General features: G+C 45.6%; 20 protein-coding genes. 5 read left to right on the top strand and 15 right to left on the bottom strand.

Annotated elements, in window-relative coordinates:
* Window positions 1–405 precede the first annotated feature (405 nt).
* Window positions 406–573 carry a hypothetical protein gene (locus MHO32_RS23565; protein ID WP_005450789.1) on the top strand — a complete coding sequence of 56 codons (168 nt, stop codon included), beginning with the start codon at window positions 406–408 and terminating at the stop codon, window positions 571–573.
* 94 nt (window positions 574–667) lie between these two features.
* On the opposite strand, the gene bioD is transcribed toward MHO32_RS23565, so the two are convergent.
* The 4 genes from bioD to bioB are packed head-to-tail and all read right to left on the bottom strand — an operon-like array spanning window position 668 to window position 4,359.
* A complete protein-coding gene (bioD, locus tag MHO32_RS23570; protein WP_009698190.1) occupies window positions 668–1,351 on the bottom strand; it encodes a dethiobiotin synthase in 684 nt (227 codons plus the stop codon).
* Window positions 1,348–2,169: a malonyl-ACP O-methyltransferase BioC gene (gene bioC, locus MHO32_RS23575; RefSeq protein ID WP_005450793.1), complete on the bottom strand. Its 822-nt coding sequence runs from the start codon at window positions 2,167–2,169 to the stop codon at window positions 1,348–1,350. The genes bioD and bioC overlap by 4 nt, the downstream gene beginning before the upstream one ends.
* Window positions 2,169–3,320, bottom strand: coding sequence for an 8-amino-7-oxononanoate synthase (gene bioF / locus MHO32_RS23580; RefSeq protein ID WP_239214449.1), 1,152 nt, complete (start codon window positions 3,318–3,320; stop codon window positions 2,169–2,171). Before bioF ends, bioC begins: the two co-directional genes overlap by 1 nt.
* Window positions 3,307–4,359 (bottom strand): biotin synthase BioB, encoded by a 1,053-nt coding sequence (gene bioB / locus MHO32_RS23585; protein ID WP_005450797.1) that lies wholly within the window; start codon window positions 4,357–4,359, stop codon window positions 3,307–3,309. Before bioB ends, bioF begins: the two co-directional genes overlap by 14 nt.
* A 129-nt stretch (window positions 4,360–4,488) precedes the next feature.
* Between bioB and bioA the strand changes: the two genes are divergently transcribed.
* Entirely contained in the window at window positions 4,489–5,766 is a 1,278-nt protein-coding gene (gene bioA / locus MHO32_RS23590; protein ID WP_009698192.1) for an adenosylmethionine--8-amino-7-oxononanoate transaminase, read from the top strand.
* Between the two features lie 98 nt (window positions 5,767–5,864).
* On the opposite strand, the gene MHO32_RS23595 is transcribed toward bioA, so the two are convergent.
* From MHO32_RS23595 to lrp, 8 genes are all read right to left on the bottom strand, one after another.
* On the bottom strand, window positions 5,865–6,131 hold the full coding sequence (locus tag MHO32_RS23595) for a DksA/TraR family C4-type zinc finger protein (RefSeq protein ID WP_239214465.1): 267 nt from the start codon (window positions 6,129–6,131) through the stop codon (window positions 5,865–5,867).
* Between the two features lie 138 nt (window positions 6,132–6,269).
* Window positions 6,270–6,710 carry a hypothetical protein gene (locus tag MHO32_RS23600; RefSeq protein WP_047513490.1) on the bottom strand — a complete coding sequence of 147 codons (441 nt, stop codon included), beginning with the start codon at window positions 6,708–6,710 and terminating at the stop codon, window positions 6,270–6,272.
* Window positions 6,704–7,276 carry an ATPase gene (locus MHO32_RS23605; protein ID WP_230842072.1) on the bottom strand — a complete coding sequence of 191 codons (573 nt, stop codon included), beginning with the start codon at window positions 7,274–7,276 and terminating at the stop codon, window positions 6,704–6,706. Before MHO32_RS23605 ends, MHO32_RS23600 begins: the two co-directional genes overlap by 7 nt.
* 364 nt (window positions 7,277–7,640) lie before the next feature.
* Entirely contained in the window at window positions 7,641–8,948 is a 1,308-nt protein-coding gene (serS, locus tag MHO32_RS23610; RefSeq protein WP_005450806.1) for a serine--tRNA ligase, read from the bottom strand.
* A gap of 92 nt (window positions 8,949–9,040) precedes the next feature.
* On the bottom strand, window positions 9,041–10,396 hold the full coding sequence (locus tag MHO32_RS23615) for a replication-associated recombination protein A (RefSeq protein WP_038897430.1): 1,356 nt from the start codon (window positions 10,394–10,396) through the stop codon (window positions 9,041–9,043).
* Window positions 10,397–11,023: an outer membrane lipoprotein chaperone LolA gene (lolA, locus tag MHO32_RS23620; protein WP_239214491.1), complete on the bottom strand. Its 627-nt coding sequence runs from the start codon at window positions 11,021–11,023 to the stop codon at window positions 10,397–10,399.
* A 61-nt stretch (window positions 11,024–11,084) separates the two neighbouring features.
* The gene (locus MHO32_RS23625; protein ID WP_239214510.1) at window positions 11,085–14,360 is read right to left on the bottom strand and encodes a DNA translocase FtsK 4TM domain-containing protein; all 3,276 of its coding nucleotides are present in this window, start codon (window positions 14,358–14,360) and stop codon (window positions 11,085–11,087) included.
* A gap of 152 nt (window positions 14,361–14,512) precedes the next feature.
* Window positions 14,513–15,007, bottom strand: a complete 495-nt coding sequence (gene lrp / locus MHO32_RS23630) for a leucine-responsive transcriptional regulator Lrp (protein WP_005437169.1) — start codon at window positions 15,005–15,007, stop codon at window positions 14,513–14,515.
* Window positions 15,008–15,163: 156 nt separating this feature from the next.
* Between lrp and ald the strand changes: the two genes are divergently transcribed.
* Entirely contained in the window at window positions 15,164–16,288 is a 1,125-nt protein-coding gene (ald, locus tag MHO32_RS23635; RefSeq protein WP_005450810.1) for an alanine dehydrogenase, read from the top strand.
* Between the two features lie 93 nt (window positions 16,289–16,381).
* Here the strand turns inward: ald and MHO32_RS23640 are convergent, their stop codons facing one another.
* Both MHO32_RS23640 and cysB read right to left on the bottom strand, forming a co-directional pair.
* On the bottom strand, window positions 16,382–17,578 hold the full coding sequence (locus tag MHO32_RS23640) for a methyltransferase (protein ID WP_074050311.1): 1,197 nt from the start codon (window positions 17,576–17,578) through the stop codon (window positions 16,382–16,384).
* A gap of 53 nt (window positions 17,579–17,631) precedes the next feature.
* Entirely contained in the window at window positions 17,632–18,606 is a 975-nt protein-coding gene (cysB, locus tag MHO32_RS23645; protein ID WP_005450814.1) for an HTH-type transcriptional regulator CysB, read from the bottom strand.
* A 339-nt stretch (window positions 18,607–18,945) separates the two neighbouring features.
* On the opposite strand from cysB, the gene MHO32_RS23650 reads away from it, so the two are divergent.
* Together MHO32_RS23650 and miaE are read left to right on the top strand one after the other, a co-directional pair.
* A complete protein-coding gene (locus tag MHO32_RS23650; RefSeq protein ID WP_005450816.1) occupies window positions 18,946–19,710 on the top strand; it encodes a hypothetical protein in 765 nt (254 codons plus the stop codon).
* Window positions 19,711–19,836: 126 nt separating this feature from the next.
* Window positions 19,837–20,616 (top strand): tRNA isopentenyl-2-thiomethyl-A-37 hydroxylase MiaE, encoded by a 780-nt coding sequence (gene miaE / locus MHO32_RS23655; RefSeq protein ID WP_009698199.1) that lies wholly within the window; start codon window positions 19,837–19,839, stop codon window positions 20,614–20,616.
* A 213-nt stretch (window positions 20,617–20,829) separates the two neighbouring features.
* On the opposite strand, the gene MHO32_RS23660 is transcribed toward miaE, so the two are convergent.
* Window positions 20,830–21,858 carry a metal-dependent hydrolase gene (locus MHO32_RS23660; protein ID WP_239214512.1) on the bottom strand — a complete coding sequence of 343 codons (1,029 nt, stop codon included), beginning with the start codon at window positions 21,856–21,858 and terminating at the stop codon, window positions 20,830–20,832.
* Between the last annotated feature and the right edge of the window lie 216 nt (window positions 21,859–22,074).

Genomic DNA, 22,074 nt, shown 5'->3' on the forward strand with positions numbered 1-22,074 from the left:
AGGTTCAGCGAGAATGACTTGGTTTGTAGACGCGGCGACGATTTAAAGATCTAGTCACTCTAAATCAAGAATCGGCAACAAAGTATACAAGCCAAGACAACTCGCCCTTCGGGAGCGTGTCATTGCCTCGATTTCTGCGTCAAACAACTTGGAAAGAGCTAGCTATTACGCGGTGTTGTTTTCCTTGAACTCGAATCAATGACAACGCTCTGAATCCTGCATCTTGAAGTCACTTGGGTATACACACCTTTTTACACTCTTAAATCAGCACTTTAGACCGAGTATAGACTTTGGTCTTATTGTGCGACTATCTGTACGTGCTAGATTCGGGTTAGATGAACGAAACGGGGTTAGCTTTTAGGACAATTAAGCAGCTCCAAACTTCCATGTCTTGAGGGAAAAATCATGGTAGAAACTAACGACTATCAAATGGCTATCGATCTACTTTGTTGTCACCTGGGTATCTCAGAGGATGAGGCAAAGCAACAACTAGGTATTTCAACCGATGCTCAAATGTCAAAGCGCGTTGCAGAAACACAACAGGCGTTGATGGGGCTTAGCCAAGAGAAATAAACTGAACGTCGAATCTTACGATTAGACACAAAGGTTTACACGAAAAAAGGGCTGCATTTCGCAGCCCTTTTGGTTTTAACTAAAACCTTATTACTTATACGTTCAGCAACGGCTCAACGTTGATGTATTTGCCTAACTCTTTACGTTTAGCGCTTGGGATGTACGGGATCTCACCGAGTTTTGGCGCGTCTAGACGTTCTTCCAACATATCGATGATTTCTGCATAATGCTCTGTGCCCGGATTCACGCGATTTGCCACCCAGCCGACTAGATTTAAACCATCAGCTTTGATGATTTCAGCGGTGAGCAATGCATGGCTCAAACAACCCAGCTTAATACCTACAACCAATACGACAGGTAACTGCTCTTGCTGTACCCAAGTCGACAAGCTGTCTGTATCAGACACAGGCACACGCCAGCCACCAGCACCTTCCACTAGAACAATGTCAGATTGCTCTTTGTGTTGAGCCAATTTCTCGCTCAGTACTTCGTATTTAATTTCTACATGTTCATGTTTAGCGGCGATGTGAGGAGAAGCAGGTAATTCCAAAGCGTATGGGTTTACATCGTCGTATGCGATATCGAGTGTCGCCGCTTTCTGCAGATGCAATGCATCCGAGTTACGCCAACCTTCCGCCGTCTTGTCGCTTCCTGCTGCCACTGGCTTGTAACCAATGGTGTTAAGCCCTTTTGCACCAAGTGCTTGCAAAATAGCTTTAGACGCTACCGTTTTTCCTACATCAGTATCCGTACCAGCAATAAAAAATGCATCAATCATTTAACTATGACTCCAAAACAAACCTGATAACTTGCAGGTAGAAGACCTTGATCGTTTCTAAATGCTTGGTACGCGCGCTCAACCTGCAACAAAGTGCGACGGCTCGTCAGACCATGTGAGCGCCCGCTTACGTGATTTGCACCAATGCCTTTGAGATCACGCATGACAGAAAACGCTGAATCGTACCAAACTGTGATGGGGGTCAAGTCTAGATGATGGTTGTGGCACCAAGATTGCGCTAACGCAATTTTTACCTGATTGTGGGTAATAAAGTTATTCACGTGTTGATATGTATCAATTTTTGACCAAGCCTCACGCAACTCATAAAGCGAGCCATCGACTAGCGTAGAGAAACACCCGCTTCCCCCCACTTTTAAGACACGACGTATTTCTCTTAATGGGTAACTCAAATCTGTACACCATTGTAAAGCCAAACTAGAAAACACGTAGTCGAAGCTTTCATCATCAAAAGGCAAGTTTTCAGCATCAGCCAACTGATAATGCATGTATTCAGAACCACAACGTTGCTTTGCTTTATCTAACATGGCTTGAGAAATGTCACCGCACACTACTTCTGCGCCCCGCTGCTGAAGAAGCTGAGAAAAGTAGCCAGTGCCACATCCTAAATCTAACACACGCTTGCCGGTTAAATTTGTAGGGAGCTTATTAAGTAACCGATGCCCAACGTCGCGTTGAAACGCTGCATGTTTATCGTATGTTTCTGCAGCTTTACCAAATGAAGAGGCAATCGCATCCTTATCTTGGTGAAAGCTCTCTAATGCGACCATTTGTGCTAAAGCGGAAGTTGCATTATCCATTACAGCGCTCCTAATGCTTGCTTCAATGCCATTGAAAGCGTTTTAACTTGTTCATTAGTGTGATTAGCAGTAAGCGTAATTCGAAGACGAGACGTCCCTTTCGGTACCGTCGGAGGACGAATAGCCGTCACCCAAATACCGTTCTGACGACAAGCACCTGCAACTTGCAAAGCCAAATCAGATTCACCAATCAAAAACGGCTTAATCGATGTTTGAGTCTCAACAAAACCGTCAAGATCACTGAGATTGTCTCTATACACTTTCCCCAACTCTGTCAGTTTTTCACGCCGCCACGACTGCTCTTGAATCATCGAGACAGCATGCGTCAGCGCATAGGCTTGTGCTGGAGGTATCGCCGTAGAATACACATGGTGACGAGCAAATTGAGTTAAAAAATCCCCCGTTGCGCGATCACATAAAATGGCTGCACCAGACATTCCAAATGCTTTGCCGAAGGTCACGATCAATATCTCGGGCTTAACCGCCGCCAATTCACATGAGCCACCGCCAGATTCCCCGAGAACACCGATACCATGAGCGTCGTCTACAGCAAGCCATGCATCATGATTACTGGTGACATCAGCGATATCAGCAAGTGGGGCACCGTCACCGTCCATGCTGAACACCCCTTCGGTAACCACAAGATTGTTATCTTCAGCGCTTATGAGTGATGAAAGGTGCTCGATATCGTTATGTTTGAAGCGCTTCATTTTAGCTGGTGACAACACACCAGCCTCCATCAAAGAGGCATGGTTCAAACGGTCTTGGAGCAATACGTCTGATTTTTCTAGCAGAGTAAACAGCAGCGCTTGGTTAGCACTGAAACCAGAGCCAAATAGGATTGCCCTCTCGTAGCCCAGCCATTCAGTTAGCGCCGCCTCTAAATTGCCATGCGCCGCACTAAACCCCGTAACCATTGGAGAAGCACCGCTGCCACCGCCATATACGCTCAAGCCTTGCTGCCAAGCACGGACAAGTGCTTGGTCATTTGCCAAGCCCAAATAATCATTACTTGAGAAATTGATGTAACGTCTGCCTTCGTGCTCCAAAATTGATTGGTTACCAGCAAACACCACATTCATGGAACGACTCAGCCCTCGCGTTTTACGCTCAGCAAGAGCGGATTCGATACGAGATTTAAACGCTGGCATCGTAGAAAAGATCGTCTTTTGTCGGGCGAGCAGCAACGCGCTCTACGACGCGATCGAGTAGCTCGTTTTCTTCGATTTCATCAGGTTTTTGAGACACCTCTTGGCTGTTAATGCCAAGCTTCTTAAACAACATCATGTCTTTGTCTTCAGAAGGGTTTGGTGTAGTTAGAAGCTTGCAGCCATAAAAAACAGAGTTAGCGCCGGCCATAAAGCAAAGCGTTTGCATTTGTTCGTTCATGTTTTCACGACCAGCCGATAAACGGACTGCGGATTGAGGCATCATGATTCTGGCAATGGCGATCAAACGAATAAAATCGAACGGTTCAACGTCATCAACTTCTTCGAGTGGTGTGCCCTTCACCTTTACTAGCATGTTGATTGGTACACTTTCAGGATGCACTGGCAAGTTAGCCAATTCAACCAACAAACCTGCTCGGTCATGTGCACTTTCACCCATACCAATGATACCACCAGAACAAATTTTCATACCTGCATCACGAACGTGAGAAAGCGTGTCTAAGCGGTCTTGGTAAGTACGTGTGGTAATGATGTTGCCATAGAACTCAGGTGAGGTATCGAGGTTATGGTTGTAGTAATCCAGACCTGCAGTAGCCAATTGCTTAGCTTGATCTGGCGTTAACATACCTAACGTCATACAGGTTTCTAACCCCATGTCTTTCACACCTTTGATCATATCGGTCAAATGTGGCATGTCGCGCTCTTTCGGGTTTTTCCACGCAGCCCCCATACAGAAGCGGGTCGAGCCAGCGTTTTTCGCTTTTTGTGCAGCGTCGAGCACACGCTCAACTTCCATCAAACGTTCTTTTTCAATGTCTGTGGTGTAGCGAGCACTCTGAGGACAGTACTTACAATCTTCTGGACAAGCACCTGTCTTAATCGACAAAAGCGTGCTTACTTGAACATGGTTGGTTTGTTGATATTGACGATGAACAAGCTGCGCTTCGAATAGGAGATCCATGAATGGTTTTTCCATGAGATCGCGCACTTCAGCATGCGTCCAGTTATGACGAACTTCCACGTGTATTCCTTTAATCACTTTTTTGTTGTGTTGACAGTCTACTGAGTCTCGATAAACTGTCAACACAACATAAAACAACAAAGTTTACATCCGGTCACTTTTTAAACTTCATTATTATTGGAATAGCACATGGATCTCGCCTTCGACCGCCAGCATATCTGGCATCCTTATACTTCGACGTTGACACCTCTGACCTGCTACCCAGTTGCATCAGCAAATGGCGTGCGTATTAAATTGGAAGATGGCACTGAGCTTATAGACGGGATGTCTTCTTGGTGGTCGACAATCCACGGTTATAATCATCCGCACTTAAATCAAGCAGCTCACCAGCAAATCGAGCAGGTCTCTCATGTGATGTTTGGCGGGATTACCCATCAACCAGCAATCAATTTGTGTAAGAAACTGCTGTCCCTCGCACCAAGTAACCTTGAACATGTCTTTCTTGCTGATTCTGGCTCCGTTGCCGTAGAAGTGAGCTTGAAGATGGCACTGCAATATTGGCATGCCAGGGGCGAACGCCGACCAAAGTTTCTCACTTTACGACACGGTTATCACGGCGATACTTTTGCGGCAATGTCGGTTACTGATCCTGACAACTCAATGCATTCTCTCTACAAAGGCTTTTTGCCTGAACATATCTTTGCGGAGTCACCAACTTGTGGTTATTGGGATGAATGGAAATCAGAAGACCTTACTGACTTCGAGCAAAAGATAGAGACGCACCATCAAGAACTTGCTGCGGTGATCCTAGAACCTATTGTTCAAGGCGCAGGTGGAATGCGCATCTACCATCCAGAATTTCTCAGAGGTGTGCGTAAGCTTTGCGACAAATACGGCTTGTTATTGATTGCAGATGAGATCGCAACCGGGTTTGGACGCACTGGCAAATTGTTTGCCTGCGAACATGCAGATATTCAACCAGACATTCTGTGTGTCGGTAAAGCGCTCACTGGAGGCTACATGACCCTCTCAGCAACCCTAGCTAGCAAACACGTCGCAGATACCGTTTGTGGCGGTGATGCTGGGTGTTTTATGCACGGTCCAACCTTTATGGGTAACCCGCTCGCCTGTGCTGTTGCCACCGCAAGTTTGGAATTGATTGAGCAAGGTAATTGGCAGCAACAAACCCAACAAATTGAAACGCTGTTTTCCGAGTTGCTGCCAAAACTTGAAACATACGACTTGGTGAAAAGCACCCGTTGGCTAGGTGCTATTGGCGTTGTGGAAACGTATAGCCCAGTAAATATGGAAACCATCCAAGCTCTCTTTGTTGAGCACGGTGTTTGGATTCGTCCATTTGGCAAACTGATTTATATGATGCCACCGTTTATCAGCAAACCAGACGAAATTGAAAAGTTGGTTAATGCGATTGATGCTGCTTTGCAACGCGAAGATTGCTTCGCTTAATTCGTTCTCGGTTAACGCAGGACACTGTGACAAAGAGACAAATAAGAACGGTTTGAATTGCTACTCAAACCGTTTTCTTGTCATTGACTCAAGGAAAGCTATCGAAGTTGACTGTCTTTACTCGCTCGTCGATTGAACAGTGCTTGGCGTTGCGACACCAATTCGATCGTTGACTGGCATTCGATACAAAGACGAACGCCTTTCATTGCTGTTCGACGCGCTTCTGGAATTTCATCTCCGCACTCATCACAATAGTGGGCGCTTTCTCCCCGCTTAATATTGCCTCGAACACGGGAAATTTCATCGTCGATGGTATGTTGAATCTGTTGGCTGACACTATCGTCATTTGCCCACCCTACGGCCATAAGCCCTCCTCGTTACTTGAATGAGAAAATCTACTTACCGTGGTAAGGTGGATGATTATATCGATTACAAATAACAAGATAATTAGGGTAAATTCGAAAACACTATTACGCTTTGGTAATAATCTTGTACTGAATTAATTAGTCGGACGTCTTTTGGAAAAGTGATGTCAGGTTACTCGTACTTCCTTCCTCACACTCAAAATACTGAGTTTGACCTGACTGCCTTAAAGTAATACTGAGTACTTTCTCCACCTCATTAAACTCCTCGCTAAAGTACTCACTGATTAATATGTCACGTTCACCAATACTAAATTCTAATGACTTCTCATCTACTAACGCTCGATGATAATGTTCGACACGATAATCTCGATGTTTTATCTGCTGTAAAACTGGGCTTTTATTTGCAATGGACTTATTAAAGATAAGCTCGCCTTTGCCTTGCTCTATAAAAATACTAAAGTTCATAGTTTGGTTTACTGAACATTCAAAGACCTTTCTAGGCAAGATGTCAGCGATAGCAAATGTGCTCATCATAGCAACACCACCCCCCCAAAGGACCACCAATCGTTTCATTACCATTCAGCCAACACAGTAAATAGCGCTTGCTCAGACATGCGGGTTAATACATATCCATGTGAAGATGAATAAGAGCCACTGAGTACACTATTCTCTTTTTTAACAACCATATCTTCGATGCCGTCAGCGTTGTAATCCCCTTTTGCCACAACAGTAATGACTTGAAAACCATCGGTCGCGTCGAAGTACTCTGCTTTTACTTCACTGATGACCTGAGTTCTTTGGATATGGTCTGCCTCATCCCACGTTGATAGTGTCTTTGCTTTCTCTGCACTTTCGTCAGAAATAACAAAAGCAAGTACACTTGGCGCAAATTTAGGAAAGCTATCATCTAGCTTAAAGTCCGATATAAACGAACGTTCAGAGGCAATGAGCTTTGCTATCTCGCTCCAAGTTTGGCACTGCGTTAAATACGCTTTAAACGCGCCGTATTCATAAGCTTTTGCCGCAGTAAAACCCATAACATATGCAGTTGCTAAGTCATGGCAATTAGATACCAGTTTTTCTTCATCAGACGCACGTCTCAATTCAAGTTCATAGCCCCAATCGAGCGAGTTACGAAGTTGCATATTTTCTTTGGAAGGTTGCGCTATTTCTCGCGCGAAAAAGAGATTGGCTCGCTTACTGTCTAGGTATTGAGGCTGTATCCGTTCACTTGCGATAACACCATTGTTAACAGTCAAGGTAAGAGCAAAAGTAACGAGCAATGAAAGGTGAGGGTTTGGCATAACATTTAATATCAATGGGTGAAAGCTCGTTAGCTTGTCACGTTGGAAATCGCTTAGAAAAATATCATTTATCTCGCAATGCTAGATTCTGGGCGGACCCTACATTCTTAATGGTATGAGTTACAAAGCTGAGTATCTTCACTCGGCGCAGATAACAAAAAACCCAGCACTAAGGCTGGGTTTTGATGTTCTAGTGGTTAATGAATTAACCGATGTGCGTTGCGCCTGCCATGTACTTCTGAAGTACTGTTGGAATTGCAATGCGACCGTCTGCTTCTTGGTTGTTTTCTAGGATAGCAACCATGGTACGACCAACCGCTAGACCAGAACCATTTAGCGTGTGTACAAGCTCAGGTTTCTTCTCGCCTTTACGACGGAAACGCGCTTGCATACGACGAGCTTGGAAGTCCCACATGTTAGAACATGAAGAGATTTCACGGTAAGTTTCTTGAGCAGGAACCCACACTTCTAGGTCGTAAGTTTTACGAGCGCCGAAGCCCATGTCACCTGTACACAGAACCACTTTACGGTAAGGAAGTTCAAGAAGCTGTAGAACTTTCTCAGCATGACCGGTTAGCTCTTCTAGCGCGTTCATTGAATCTTCTGGTTTAGTGATTTGTACTAGCTCAACTTTGTCGAACTGGTGCATACGAATCAGACCACGAGTATCACGACCGTAAGAACCTGCTTCAGAACGGAAACATGGTGTGTGAGCCGTCATCTTAAGTGGTAGATCCGCTTCGTCAGAAATCGTGTCACGAACTAGGTTCGTTACTGGCACTTCTGCAGTAGGAATTAGAGACAGTTTACGTGGCTCTTCGTCGTTTACTTTTTCTACTAGCGGCTCAGTGTGGAAAAGATCTTTACCAAACTTAGGAAGCTGACCAGTACCGAATAGGCTGTCAGAGTTTACTAGGTAAGGTACGTACATTTCAGTGTAGCCGTGTTCTTCTGTGTGAAGATCCAGCATGAACTGAGCGATTGCACGGTGTAAACGAGCAAATTGACCTTTCATCACGATGAAACGTGCGCCAGTGATCTTAACTGCACTTGCGAAGTCTAGACCGTCACCCATTTCGCCTAGGTCAACGTGATCTTTCAGTTCGAAGTCGTAAGATTTTGGCTCACCCCAACGAGAGATTTCAACGTTGTCGTTTTCATCTTTGCCATCTGGCACTTCGTCTGCTGGGATGTTTGGTACAGAAAGCGTGAATTCGTCTAGTTGAGCCATTACTTGCTCAAGTTCAACTTTCTTCGCATCAAGATCGCTACCTAGTGTACCGATTTGTTTCTTGATCTCTTCTGCACCTTCTTTGTCACCAGCCGCCATTTTTTGGCCGATTTGTTTGGAGATGGAGTTACGCGTGGATTGTAAATTTTCAACTTCTACTTGAATGGACTTACGTTGTTCTTCAAGTTTACGAATAGTCTCTACGTCTAGCTTAAAGCCACGACGCGCCAGTTTAGCAGCTGTTTCATCCAGCTCTGTACGAAGTAATTTAGAATCCAGCATTGTTAATCCTATGCTTTTTGTTGTGAAATCACGCGCACTTTCCAAGGCGTACGCGTTAAAAAAATTTACGCAATAAATGTATCCAAAAACGCCTACTTTTCATAGCGCTTTTGTGGGCTATTTGCGTCTAAAGTAGCCAAGTAATCTAACTTTTCGCCGATTTTGGTCTCTAGACCACGATTTGTCGGCTGATAGTACTTACGATCACCCATCTCAGGCGGCAAATATTGTTCACCTGCGGCATAGGCTCCTGGCTCATCGTGAGCATAACGATATTCTGCACCGTAACCCATGTCTTTCATCAAACTCGTTGGCGCATTTCGAAGGTGATGCGGCACTTCATATTCAGGTAAGTTATGAGCATCTGTGAGCGCTTGCTTCCACGCCACATAGACGGCATTACTTTTTGGTGCGCACGCTAAGTAAACGATCGCCTGTGCAATCGCACGTTCACCTTCTGCCGGACCAACACGGGTAAAACAGTCCCAAGCAGATAAGGCTACTTGCATTGCGCGAGGATCTGCGTTGCCTACGTCTTCAGAGGCAATAGCCAGCAGGCGGCGTGCGATGTACAAAGGGTCACAACCCGCAGCCATCATACGCGCAGCCCAATAGAGCGCAGCATCAGGGTTTGAGCCACGAATGGATTTGTGGACCGCAGAGATTAAGTCGTACCAAATGTCGCCTTTGTTATCAAAGCGAGAGACCTTTTCTCCTGCTACTTCCGCAAGTAACTTCAGAGTAATCTCTTTTTCACCCCGCGCATTATCCTCAGCCATATCATAGAGCAGCTCAAGGTAATTGAGGGACATGCGAGCATCACCGTTTACCAGTTCTGCTAAGCGATCTAATACGTTATCGGCGAAATGTGCTGGTGTATTCCCCAACCCACGCTCTTTATCGCTAATGGCTTGGTTCAACGCTAATGAAATTTCTTCTTTATCTAAAGAAGTCAGCTTGTACACACGTGCACGTGACAGCAATGCGTTGTTTAGCTCAAACGATGGATTTTCTGTGGTCGCGCCGATAAAAGTAACGGTTCCATCTTCAATATGAGGTAAAAACGCGTCCTGTTGAGATTTATTGAAGCGGTGCACCTCATCCACAAACAAGATGGTACGGCGACCCGCCATTTTATTCTCACGCGCTTTCTCGATTGCTGCACGGATTTCTTTCACACCAGACGTCACGGCAGACACGCGCTCAACTTCAGCATTGGCATAGTTTGCTGCCACTTCTGCCAACGTCGTCTTACCTGTGCCTGGCGGTCCCCAAAGGATCATAGAGTGAATATGACCAGCCTCTAGCGCACGGCGTAGTGGCTTACCGGGACCTAAAATGTGCTGCTGACCGATGTACTGTTCGATCGTTTCCGGTCTCATACGAGCAGCAAGGGGACGAAAATCTTCGTCCCCCGAGAAATCTAATGTGTAATTGCTCACTACCAATTAATTCCTTTGGTCATCCACTTCCACGCCATTAGGAATAGTGAATGTGAATCTGTCTGCTTTTGGTTTTCCAAGCTTCACGTTATTAAAGGTGAACAAGCCTTTCTGACCGTCTTGTTCAACCACGTTGAAGCCTTTCACCACACCTTTGGCATCAATATTAATCTGAAATTGCCCCTGTGTGGAGTCTACCGCAGTAGGAATAAGCGTGAACTGGTCACCCTTTTGGGAGATCTTGTAGTTATCCCAATCACTTGCGCGGTTACGTGTTAACAAAACAAATGGCGTTTGCTCTGTTGCTTGTTCTTGCCAGTAGATACTCACTTGCTCGATGAACGGGCTGTAGTACCACAATGTTTTACCATCAGAGACCAGCAAGTTTTCGTCAGGGAATGTCGTGCTCCAGCGGAACAGGCTTGGACGAGCAATTTCAACCGTACCTTCCCCTTCCATGACTGTTTCACCTTCTGGGCTGATTACTTGCTGTGAGAAATCCGCACTGAAGCCATCATTCATAGACAGGCGTTTGTTTAATTCATCTTTAGGAGACGCTGCATGTGCAGTAGAGAAGAGAGAAAAGCTTAAAACAAGCGCAGAGAAAAGTTTCGCTGAAAATAGTTTGTTCATTCAGATACCTATTGTTAGAACCACTCACCTCAGTTGGACTGAGGTGAGTAACACAAGTTCATTAATCTTTTGGTGGCGCAGGAGCCAGTACTTCACGGTTACCGTTATGACCCGGAGCACTTACGATGCCTTGCGCTTCAAGCTGCTCAACAATTCGAGCCGCTCGGTTGTAACCAATCTTGAATCGACGTTGTACGCCAGAAACCGACCCACGACGAGATTGAACCACATGCTCTACGACTTGATCGAACAATGGGTCCACTTCTTCATCCGATTCCATCTGTTCACCCGGAAGCAGACTTTCTGGACCTTGGTCACCACTGATGATTTCGTCGATGTAATTTGGCTTACCACGCGCTTTCCAGTTGTTCACAACAGCGTGAACATCATCATCCGACGCAAACGCACCGTGAACACGGATTGTATGGCTTGAACCCGGGGGTAGATAAAGCATGTCACCCATACCGAGTAGTGATTCTGCACCGCCTTGGTCAAGAATCGTGCGCGAGTCAGTCTTAGTAGATACTGTAAATGCCACACGCGTTGGAATGTTCGCTTTAATCAGACCGGTAATAACGTCAACCGATGGGCGTTGCGTCGCAAGGATCAAGTGAATACCAGCCGCACGCGCTTTCTGTGCCAAACGAGCAATCAGTTCTTCAACCTTCTTACCTACCACCATCATTAGGTCGGCAAATTCGTCGACAACCACAACGATGTAAGGCAGTTTCTCTAGCAACGGTGGCTCAGTGTCCATGCTGTCGCCTTCTTGCCAGAATGGGTCATGAATTGGATGACCCGCTTCTGCTGCCATCTTCAACTTCTCGTTGAAGCCTTTGACATTACGGACGCCCAATGCCGACATTAGTTTATAACGACGTTCCATCTCGCCTACACACCAACGTAGCGCGTTAGACGCGTCTTTCATGTCCGTTACAACTTCAGAAAGAAGATGAGGGATACCTTCGTAGATTGAGAGTTCCAACATTTTCGGGTCGATCATGATGAAACGCAGATCTTCAGGCGATGCTTTATACAGCATACTCAAGATCATGACGTTCACACCCACCGACTTACCAGAACCAGTCGTACCCGCAACTAACACGTGAGGCATCTTCGCAATATCAGCAATAACCGCTTCACCAGCAATATCTTGACCAAGAACGACTGTTGTCGGCGAGGTTGCTTGTTCAAATTGAGGACTGTTGATTACATCAGACAGGAACACGGTTTGGCGGCTCATATTAGGCAACTCTAGACCCACATACGGTTTGCCTGGAATAACTTCGACAACACGTACTGCCATTGCTGACAATGCACGAGCCAAGTCCATAGACAAACCTGAAATACGGCTCACTTTTACGCCCGGAGCCAAATCAAGCTCGAATCGAGTAATAACAGGACCTGGGTAAATACCGACTACATCAGCTTTAATCTTGTAATCTGCAAGTTTGGTTTCAACCAAACGAGCCACCTCCTCCAAAGCGTCACGGTCGATAAAGTTGTCGCGTTTCTCTGGGTGGTAAAGCAACTCTAGCGTTGGCAATGGCTCTGCTGGTACTGGCAAGTTTTGCTCTTGCTGTACCAAGAATGGGTTTTGCTGAGCAGCCACTTTCGCTTGAGCGCTCGAAACCAAGTTTTGGAACGCCGCTACATCTTGGTCACCTTCTTGAACCTCTTCTACCTCGACATCTTGAGGCGCTGGTGCTGCCGACTGAGGCGCAGCTTGGTGCTGCATAGGTTGTTCTTGTATAGCCTGCGGTTGTACAGGCTGAGAAGCAGGTTGTTGCGGCTCAATATGTGTAGGCTGAACTTGCTGAACAGGCTGCTGCGCTTGGTAATCATCTTCTTCATCCAAGACATCAAAGTTCGAAATCGTTGGCTCGATGTGCTGACTTGGCTCTGTTTGTTCTGCAATGTTATCCAAAGCTGCAGCGTTAATTACAGGCTCTTCGTGTAAAGATTGCTCTGTAGTTGGCTGTTCGATTGGCGCGTGAACCAATGCTTGTTCTTGAACAACTTGGGGCTGTTGAGCCTGATCTGCTTCAAACTGAGCATACTCATCGTAGCTTGGCTCATTCTCGACCTGTTCAAAGACCGCGGGTTCAGGTGCCACAAACGGTTCTTGCAGCGCTTGTTGATGATCAACTTGCTGTGGAGTTGGTTCTTGAGAAACAGACTGTGGCGCTTCAGGCTGAGCCACAATAGGTGCAACCACTGGCTCTTGGGCTTGTGATACTTGAACTTGTGGCGTTTCATCAGCCCAGTCATCAGCTTGTTGCGCTGCCGCTTCTAGCTCCTCAATGGTGACATTCAGTTGCTTAGTACGCTCAACCGTCGGATCCACGTTGTCTGTGTTCACTGCTCGAACAGGCTCAACTGATTGAGATTGAGCTTGCTCTTGAGCCTGATGCTGAACTTGAGATTGTAGTGGTGCTGCATTCACAACCGCTGGTTGAGGCGTTGGCTGCGCTATAGGTTGTGTCGTAAACTGCTGTTTCGGTTGTTCCGCTGCAGATTGAGGCATGTAGATCGGGTATTCATGTGCAGGCGCCTCTTCTTTCGGCTCTTCTACATCATAAGCCGTAAGGTGCGGCAGAGGTTCATCTTCAAGATCATCTTGACCGCGCTTACTCACGACTCGGTCCTCAGCTAACTCGTCTAATTGAGGCTCTAGCGTTTCTTGCTCAGTACCACGAGCTTTATTAGTAACAGCAGCAACTAAGCCAAGCGCACGGTCACCTAACCATTCGACAATCTTCAGCCAAGAAATACCGGTAAACAGAGTAAAGCCGGCTCCCCATAGGAAAAGAAGCACAAGCGTTGTACCCAACACATTCAGTGTAGGTAAGGATAGACTGGTTAGTACGTCACCAACGACACCACCAGATGAGAAATACCAAATGTCGTCAAAGTTAATATCAGCAAGACCACAACTGGTGAGAATGAGGATAACTAACCCAAGTAGACGAGTACCCCACAACATAAGGTCGATAGGATCGTCTTCAGAACGCTTACGGCAAATCACCCATGCTCCTGCTGTCAACAGGAATGGCAGTGGGTACGCAAGGGAACCAAAGGTAAAGAATAGCGTGTCGGCTAACCAAGCGCCGAACAAGCCACCAGCGTTATTGATCTCTCCCCCCCAAGCAGTTTGGGACCAAGACGGATCAGCCGGGCTAAAGGTAAATAGTGCAACGGCCAACAATACCGAGCTAAGAACGCCAACGATAAAGCAGCACTCTTTTAAGCGTTGGAAGCCATTTAGACGTGAAGACTGAGGCTCTTCACTGGTTTTGATAATGGTTTCGACTTTCTTTGCGTTCTCTTTGAACATAAATCAACTTGAATATGGAAATGAATTAGGAATAAGCAAAACATTCCGAGCGGCACAAAGCCGCTCGGTAAATTGATTTAACCATATCAAAGAGAAAAACCCAATTACTCTATGGAGAAAGCGGAAGCATTTACCGCTTTCTTTGCAAGAATTTAACGAGTTTTAATCACAAGCTGGTTAGTTTGCTTCACTTCTTCCATAACGACGTACGTACGAGTGTCATTTACGCCAGGAAGACGTAGTAACGTATCGCCTAGTAGTCGACGGTAAGCACCCATATCAGATACACGGGTCTTTAGAAGATAGTCGAAATCACCTGATACAAGATGACACTCTTGGATGTCGTCTAGTTTTTGAACAGCTGCGTTAAACTGCTCGAACACATCTGGTGCACCACGGTTCAACGTAATTTCTACGAATACCAATAGTGATGCATCGAGGAACTGCGGGTTTAATAGCGCAGTGTACCCTGTGATGTAACCTTGACGCTCTAAGCGACGCACACGCTCCAAACACGGCGTTGGAGAAAGTCCTACACGTTTTGAAAGTTCAACGTTCGAAATACGACCGTCTTTCTGCAGTTCATTAAGAATGTTGCGGTCGATACGGTCTAGTTCCTTGGACGGCTTCTTATAGTTGTCTGCCATTTTTTATTCCACCTTATTACTTCCTTGCAAAAAAATATACTACAACTTTTTAATATTTGGTGCCAAATATTACAAATCAACATCTATACTAGATATTAATTCGACAATAACACCCTACAAACAGTTAATACAACCATTTTAGAAAGAGGACACAGGATGATCATTGGCGTACCTAAGGAAATCAAGAACCACGAATACCGTGTGGGTATGATCCCAGCTAGCGTGAGAGAGCTAATCTCACATGGTCACCAAGTTTTGGTTGAGACCAATGCAGGTGCCGGCATTGGTTTTTCAGACGATGATTACATCGCTGTAGGCGCATCCATTCTTCCTACTGCTACAGACGTGTTTGCGAAAGCAGATATGATTGTAAAAGTAAAAGAACCCCAAGCTGTCGAGAGAGCAATGCTCCGCGAAGGGCAGATTTTATTTACTTATTTACACCTAGCACCAGATTTTCCACAAACTGAAGAGCTAATCAAGAGCAAAGCTGTCTGTATAGCGTATGAGACTGTAACAGATAATATGGGTCGTTTGCCACTGTTAGCACCAATGTCAGAAGTGGCAGGTCGGATGTCTATTCAAGCAGGTGCGCAAACGTTGGAAAAATCGCACGGCGGTCGCGGTCTACTACTAGGTGGCGTACCTGGTGTTGAGCCTGCGAAAGTTGTTGTCGTTGGCGGCGGTGTAGTTGGCGCGAACGCAGCTCGTATGGCTGTTGGTCTTCGTGCAGACGTAACTATCCTAGACCGTAACGTAGATACTCTACGTAAACTAGACGAAGAATTCCAAGGTCGCGCTAAAGTGGTTTATTCTACTGAAGACGCTATCGAGAAGCATGTTCTAGAAGCAGACCTAGTGATCGGCGCGGTTCTAATCCCTGGTGCAGCAGCACCGAAACTGGTAACAAAAGAGCACATCGCTAAGATGAAGCCAGGTGCGGCGGTTGTTGACGTAGCCATCGACCAAGGTGGTTGTTTCGAAACTTCTCACGCAACAACACACGCAGACCCAACTTACATCGTTGACGAAGTTGTTCACTACTGTGTAGCAAACATGCCAGGTGCAGTTGCTCGTACTTCAACATTCGCACTGAATAACGCAACGCTTCCATACATCGTGAAGCTAGCAAACAAAGGCTACCGTGAAGCGCTTCTTGAAGACAAAGGTTTCCTTGAAGGTCTAAACGTTATCCACGGTAAAGTGACTTGCAAAGAAGTTGCTGAGAGCTTTGACCTAGAATACGTTGAACCAGCGCAAGCTATCGCAATGTTCAACTAATGACAAAATAACGCACAAATTGTCACGTTTTGTTTACAAAAGCCCACATTAAAGTGGGCTTTTTTGCATAGAGCATTTAATTATAAAAAATAACTAAACCTTATAAGCACAAATTAAAATGTTTCGAGGTGTGACTGATTTAGCGCAAAACTCTGCCAATCTAACACGATAACCACGTTCTTCAAGATAAAGTACTTTGTCCAAAGCAAGCCAAATCTCCAACGGTCGTTGAAACATCAACTGAACCAAGCTCAAACGCTCCATTTGCCAAAAGCGCTTCTCGCCTAACTTTTCGAAATGTTCGAATTCGATTTGGTCAGAGAGATCGATGCCTTTCTGGTCCGCTGCCCAACGACACAAAGATTCAAATCCTTCACTTAATTGCGACTTACGCACACTTGGAACTGGTTGGTACTCTTCCATGCCCAACGCTTGTCGTGTAATCAAATCAAACCCAAGACGAAACACCATTTCCTGCTGACGATGACGTCGCACACGTTCTCCGCCCGTTACTGTTTGTTGTAACGGAATACGCAGTTCTTGCTTAGACAATGAGAGAGAAGAAGCCCTGCCCTGCGTCGACATCGGCTGATACTGCTCAGACTGAATCAGATGGTAACAACAAGGTGAGATTGTCATCGCAGCAATCCCATTCTCGCTTCCATACTGCATTAAGCGAACATGGAGATCACCACAAGCATGAAGTGCTACCGCGTGTTGCGTCGGTTTAAACACCGCTCTCGCTTTGCTATCGAACGCATCACCTTGAATAAACGTCATCTTCCAATGGTGTTCATTCGCTGCTTGTTGCCCCGAATCACACAGCGCTTGCTGGTATTCAAAACTAGTAACAGGTTGATCGGTTTGCGTTGTCAGGATTCGTCCCAAATACCCTTTACCTGAACACCACTCTAGCCATTCTTCACCGTGATGATGTTGAATCGCCGCTTCGCCCATCGAGCTAATTTGCTCTAACTTACGACCGGGGATGCCGTTATCTAAACCACGGACAAGTTCCAAACCCTTTAAATCTAGTGGCTCTAAAAAAGTAAGTTCTGCGAGTTGTTCAAGTTCAGGCAAAAACGGACTGAGTGCTTTTAGCGCAAGTTCTGGTTCCGCTTTATATTCTTCGATTTGAGAGGGACTAAGAGACGCTAACCATTGGCACAACTGAGGGTGTTGCTCTTGCCAAGGTAACGATACGTGAACGCTGCTTTTAAATGGCTCGAATCGCCACAAAGATTGGTTTTCGATTAAGCAGTCATTAATAAATTGAAATTGCGTTTTCATAGCTCCCCCTACAACGAGCGCATTGTAGAGGGAATCGAAACATCAATGAAGTGTTATCTAACCGGAAGCTCGATGTCTTTAAACATCTCTTCAATTTCCGAGTTCGATTTCAGAGAAATCGCTTGTTCAACTACCGGACGAGTCAAGTGTGGTGCAAAACGCTCCATAAAGTCGAACATGTAAGAACGCAGGAAGGTACCGCGACGGAAACCGATGCTTGTCGTACTCGCACCAAACAAGTGGCTTGCATCAATCGCAACCAAATCGCTGTCTTGGTCTTCATCAACCGCCATACTTGCAATCACACCGACTCCAATGCCCATACGAACGTAAGTTTTAATCACGTCAGCATCTGTCGCAGTGAACACAACGCGCGGCGTCAAACCTTCGCGGTTAAATGCCGTATCCAGTTCAGAGCGACCAGTAAAGCCGAACACGTAAGTCACCAATGGGTAAGCTGCTAAATCGTGAATGGTTACCGTGTCTTTCTTCGCCAATGGATGTTCTTTTGGTACCACGATCGAACGATTCCAGTGGTAACAAGGCAGCATAATGGCATCTTGGTAAAGGTGAAGAGCTTCTGTCGCAATCGCGAAATTGGCCGTACCTTTCGCAATCGCTTCAGACATTTGCGAAGGCGTACCTTGGTGCATGTGCAACGACACTTTCGGGTAACGTGCCGTAAAGCCTTTGATCACGTCAGGAAGTGCGTAACGTGCTTGGGTGTGAGTGGTAGAAATGTTCAACGTACCCATTTCAGGGTGAGTATGTTCACCAGCAACCGCCTTAATGCTTTCAACTCGCGCCAGAATCTCTTGAGAAATTCGCACGATTTCTTCACCAGCGGGTGTCACCTGCGTTAAGTGTTTACCACTTCGTTCAAAGATCTGAATACCCAATTCATCTTCCAGCAAACGAACTTGCTTACTGATACCAGGCTGAGAGGTATATAGGCTCTCTGCCGTCGCAGAAACATTCAGATTATGGTTCACAACCTCAACAATGTACTTCAGTTGTTGCAGCTTCATCGTAATCCCTTACTCATTGATTGAGATAATAACGTCATACTTATCTTGTCTACTCGCCCGAGTAGATATAATGATTAGTTATAACGTGTTAGCAACTAAATGAACAGTAATTTCTAACTTATAGCTCAAACTCATAGCGAATCGAACTCCTTGATTAAATATGCATAGAGTTGAATTTTAAAAATTCGCTTTTTCTTATAGCTCACCGCATTCCATGCTTATTTACGTCGGAAAACGTGTTTGGGGCAAAATAATCAAACAAATAGGGTGCCGAGAAAGATAAGATTCATGTATTCTTGAACGCTAGCCATACAAAAGTAAAAAAGCAGACGCAAAGATATGAATACTGGTTTAATAATCGCTTTGGTAGTCATCCTACTGGTACTGATCCTTGGCTATAACATCATGTTGCAGTACAAGGTCAAAGTAGAGACAGCGAAAAGACAAGAGTCTGCTCGCTACGTGGCACTGATTGACGGTACAGAAGAGCTGATTGGACACGCTCATCATATTCCTTTCAGCAAGGACTTACTGTTATGTCTTAATAATCGCATTCTTGATGCGCTTGAAAGCATGCGTGACCTCGATCCGAAGAACAAACAACTTGTTCAGCGCGTCGAGAACATGAAACAGCAGATTGCCCAACTGAATGAGAGCAATCAAAGCGGCGAAAGCACGACGTTTAAAATGCCAAGCAGCGACAAGCAAGCTATCTTGATGCTGAAACTGGTAAAACGCCTGCGTGACACCGTTCGTAACGAGCACAACAAAGGTCGACTCGATACACAAACTTATGTGACTGAAAACGCACGTCTGGAAACCATGCAGATTCGTATTAACATCGAAAACGTCATTAAGCGTGCAAACGATTCGATTGCTCGTGGTCAGCCTGGTACCGCTCTGCAATTGCTTCGCAAAGGTATTGATGCTCTGAGCACAAAAAATGATGCTTACTCAGTTCAAGCAAAACAAAAGCTTGAAGAAATGCTTGGTGATCTTGATAAGAAACGCCAGGACAAGAACGACGCAGAAATGCAGCAAATTGCCGATAAAGAGCGTGACAGCGATATGGATGCGCTCTTCGGTGAAAAGAAAAAGTGGTAAACTCTCCACAAACTTTCCGCCCTATCCGATTAAAGGCTGCGTTTGCAGCCTTTTTTGTGTCTTATTACTCTGAAAATGACACAGGCTGGATAACCCAAATTTGAATGTAAAGTGCTAAAAATTAAAATGATGAATCTCGACGCCTATCAGGATCTTCTTGCTCCAATTAATCAATTCTTGCAGTGCAGCACCCCAGATGAGTGGGTTGAAGAAGCAAAGAAGCCGGAAAACCTTCAAACCATTTTATTAGACCATCTACTGTGTGAGCTGAAAGCGGGTCAGTCTGCGATGTTCTTGATCCGTAAATACGCCGTAGACAAAGCAAGTTCACACGCCCTGCTCGACTGGTTTAAACCCTACGAAGATTTCGCTTACCGCAAAACGGGGTCATTAGAGACACTAAAAGGTAAGAGCAATATTTCTAAAGCCATCATCGCTAAGTCTGATTCACCATACAGTCAGGATCTGATCGATAAGATGGTTCTGCTGATCAAAGAAGAGTTGCACCACTTCTACCAAGTGCTCGAAATCATGGAAAGCCGTGGCATTGAGTACCAGAACATTCCAGCAAGCCGCTACGCAAAAACCTTAATTTCACACATGAAAACGCATGAACCAGAAACCTTGATTGATAAGCTCATCATCGGTGCTTACATCGAAGCGCGTTCGTGTGAGCGTTTCGCTAAACTGGCTCCGCATATGGATGAAGATATTGCCAAGTTCTATGTTTCTCTGCTGCGTTCAGAGGCGCGTCATTATCAGGATTATTTGATTCTGGCAGAGCAAATCGCGGGTAAAGATATTAGCGAGCGTGTGGCAGAGTTTGGTCGTATCGAAGCCGAGCTGATTTCAACTCCAGACGACGATTTTAAGTTTCACAGTGGTGTGCCTGTACTAGCAGCTTAAGTTGCGAACCTGAAGTAAATAGCAAAAAGCCGGACATCACATCCGGCTTTTCTGTATCTGGTTCGGCACTTGCTGTAACTCAGTGTTCCATAGACATTCCTGACTGCGCCCTTTCGTCGCTTTTGGGAATGACATTATGTTGCGTTAGCAATTCTAACGTCGTCATCCTCACAGTGAGGGACGAGCGAGTTGGGGAGCTCTTTTACTCGCCAACTAAGAACGTGCGTTCAGCTCCATACGTTGTAAATTCGCATCAATGGTTTGATCGCCTTTCAGCCTTTCCCACAGCTGCCCTAACAGATCTAAGCTTCGCTCACTTGGGTAACGTTGTGTCGATTCCAACAACTGCCATTCCCCGCTTTGGCTCTTCTCGGCGAAAACAAACTCAAAGGAAAGGTTGTTAGACATACCTAATCGTAAATCAGTCACAATCAATGCATTATTCTCTACACGGTAGTTAAGGTAGTTGTGTGAAAACGCCTGAAGCCCTTTTAACGTATCCGGTTTGTCCTCTAGTGGCCAACTGCCTAGAGGATGTGAGACAAAATCAATGCGTTCGCTATTGTCGAAAACTGATGCCAATCCTTCCCAATATTTACCATCATCCATCACGACCACACGCCAAAGCAGAGTATTAAATGGTGTCGGTGTAATCAGCACCTGTTGATTTGGTAGGCTCTGCGTCATTAAGTTTTGCTCCACTCGGGAAGCAATGATCTGCTGTGAAGCGTAACCCCACCCCAGATAAAGTGTCGAGATCAGCACAACCGTTTGGCACCACTGTCCACCACGCGATTTAGAAAACAGAGCGACACCAATTGCGACCAGTAGAGGTAAGGTGTAAAGCGGATCAATGATGAAGACGTTTCGTAGCTCAAAATAGCCCTCAAAAGGCCATATTAACTGGGTGCCGTAGGTTGTCATCGCATCCAATAAAGTGTGCGTAACCAAAACACTCACAGTCAGAAAAAATACTCGAGACAACGTCCAAAATGTGTCTGGTTTCCATCGACAGTACAGCCAAGAAATCAGCAACGCGAAAGGAGGTAAAACAAGTAAAGAGTGAGAGAATCCACGGTGCTTAATCGTATTTTGGACTGCATCACCATAATCAAGGATCACATCTAGGTCAGGCAAGGTTCCGAGCGCTGCGCCCGTTAATAACACTTTCGCATTGCAGCGTTTGCCGGCTATTGCACCTGCAACCGTTGCCCCTAATGCTGCTTGAGTAATTGAGTCCATACTGGCTATCTAAACCTATTCATGACAAAGATTGATTAAGCCGAAAACTAAAACGCATTCCGATAGGAGTCAAACAACTCGCCTTATTTCACTCTCTTATTTACTTACTTTTACACAATATACCCAAGTGACTTCAAGATGCAGGATTCAGAGCGTTGTCATTGATTCTCTGTTTTTACCGAAAGCAAGCAAGGAAAACAACGTAGCGTAATAGCC

This window comes from Vibrio sp. MMH1-50 (assembly GCF_022347645.1).
GTDB lineage: Bacteria > Pseudomonadota > Gammaproteobacteria > Enterobacterales > Vibrionaceae > Vibrio > Vibrio harveyi.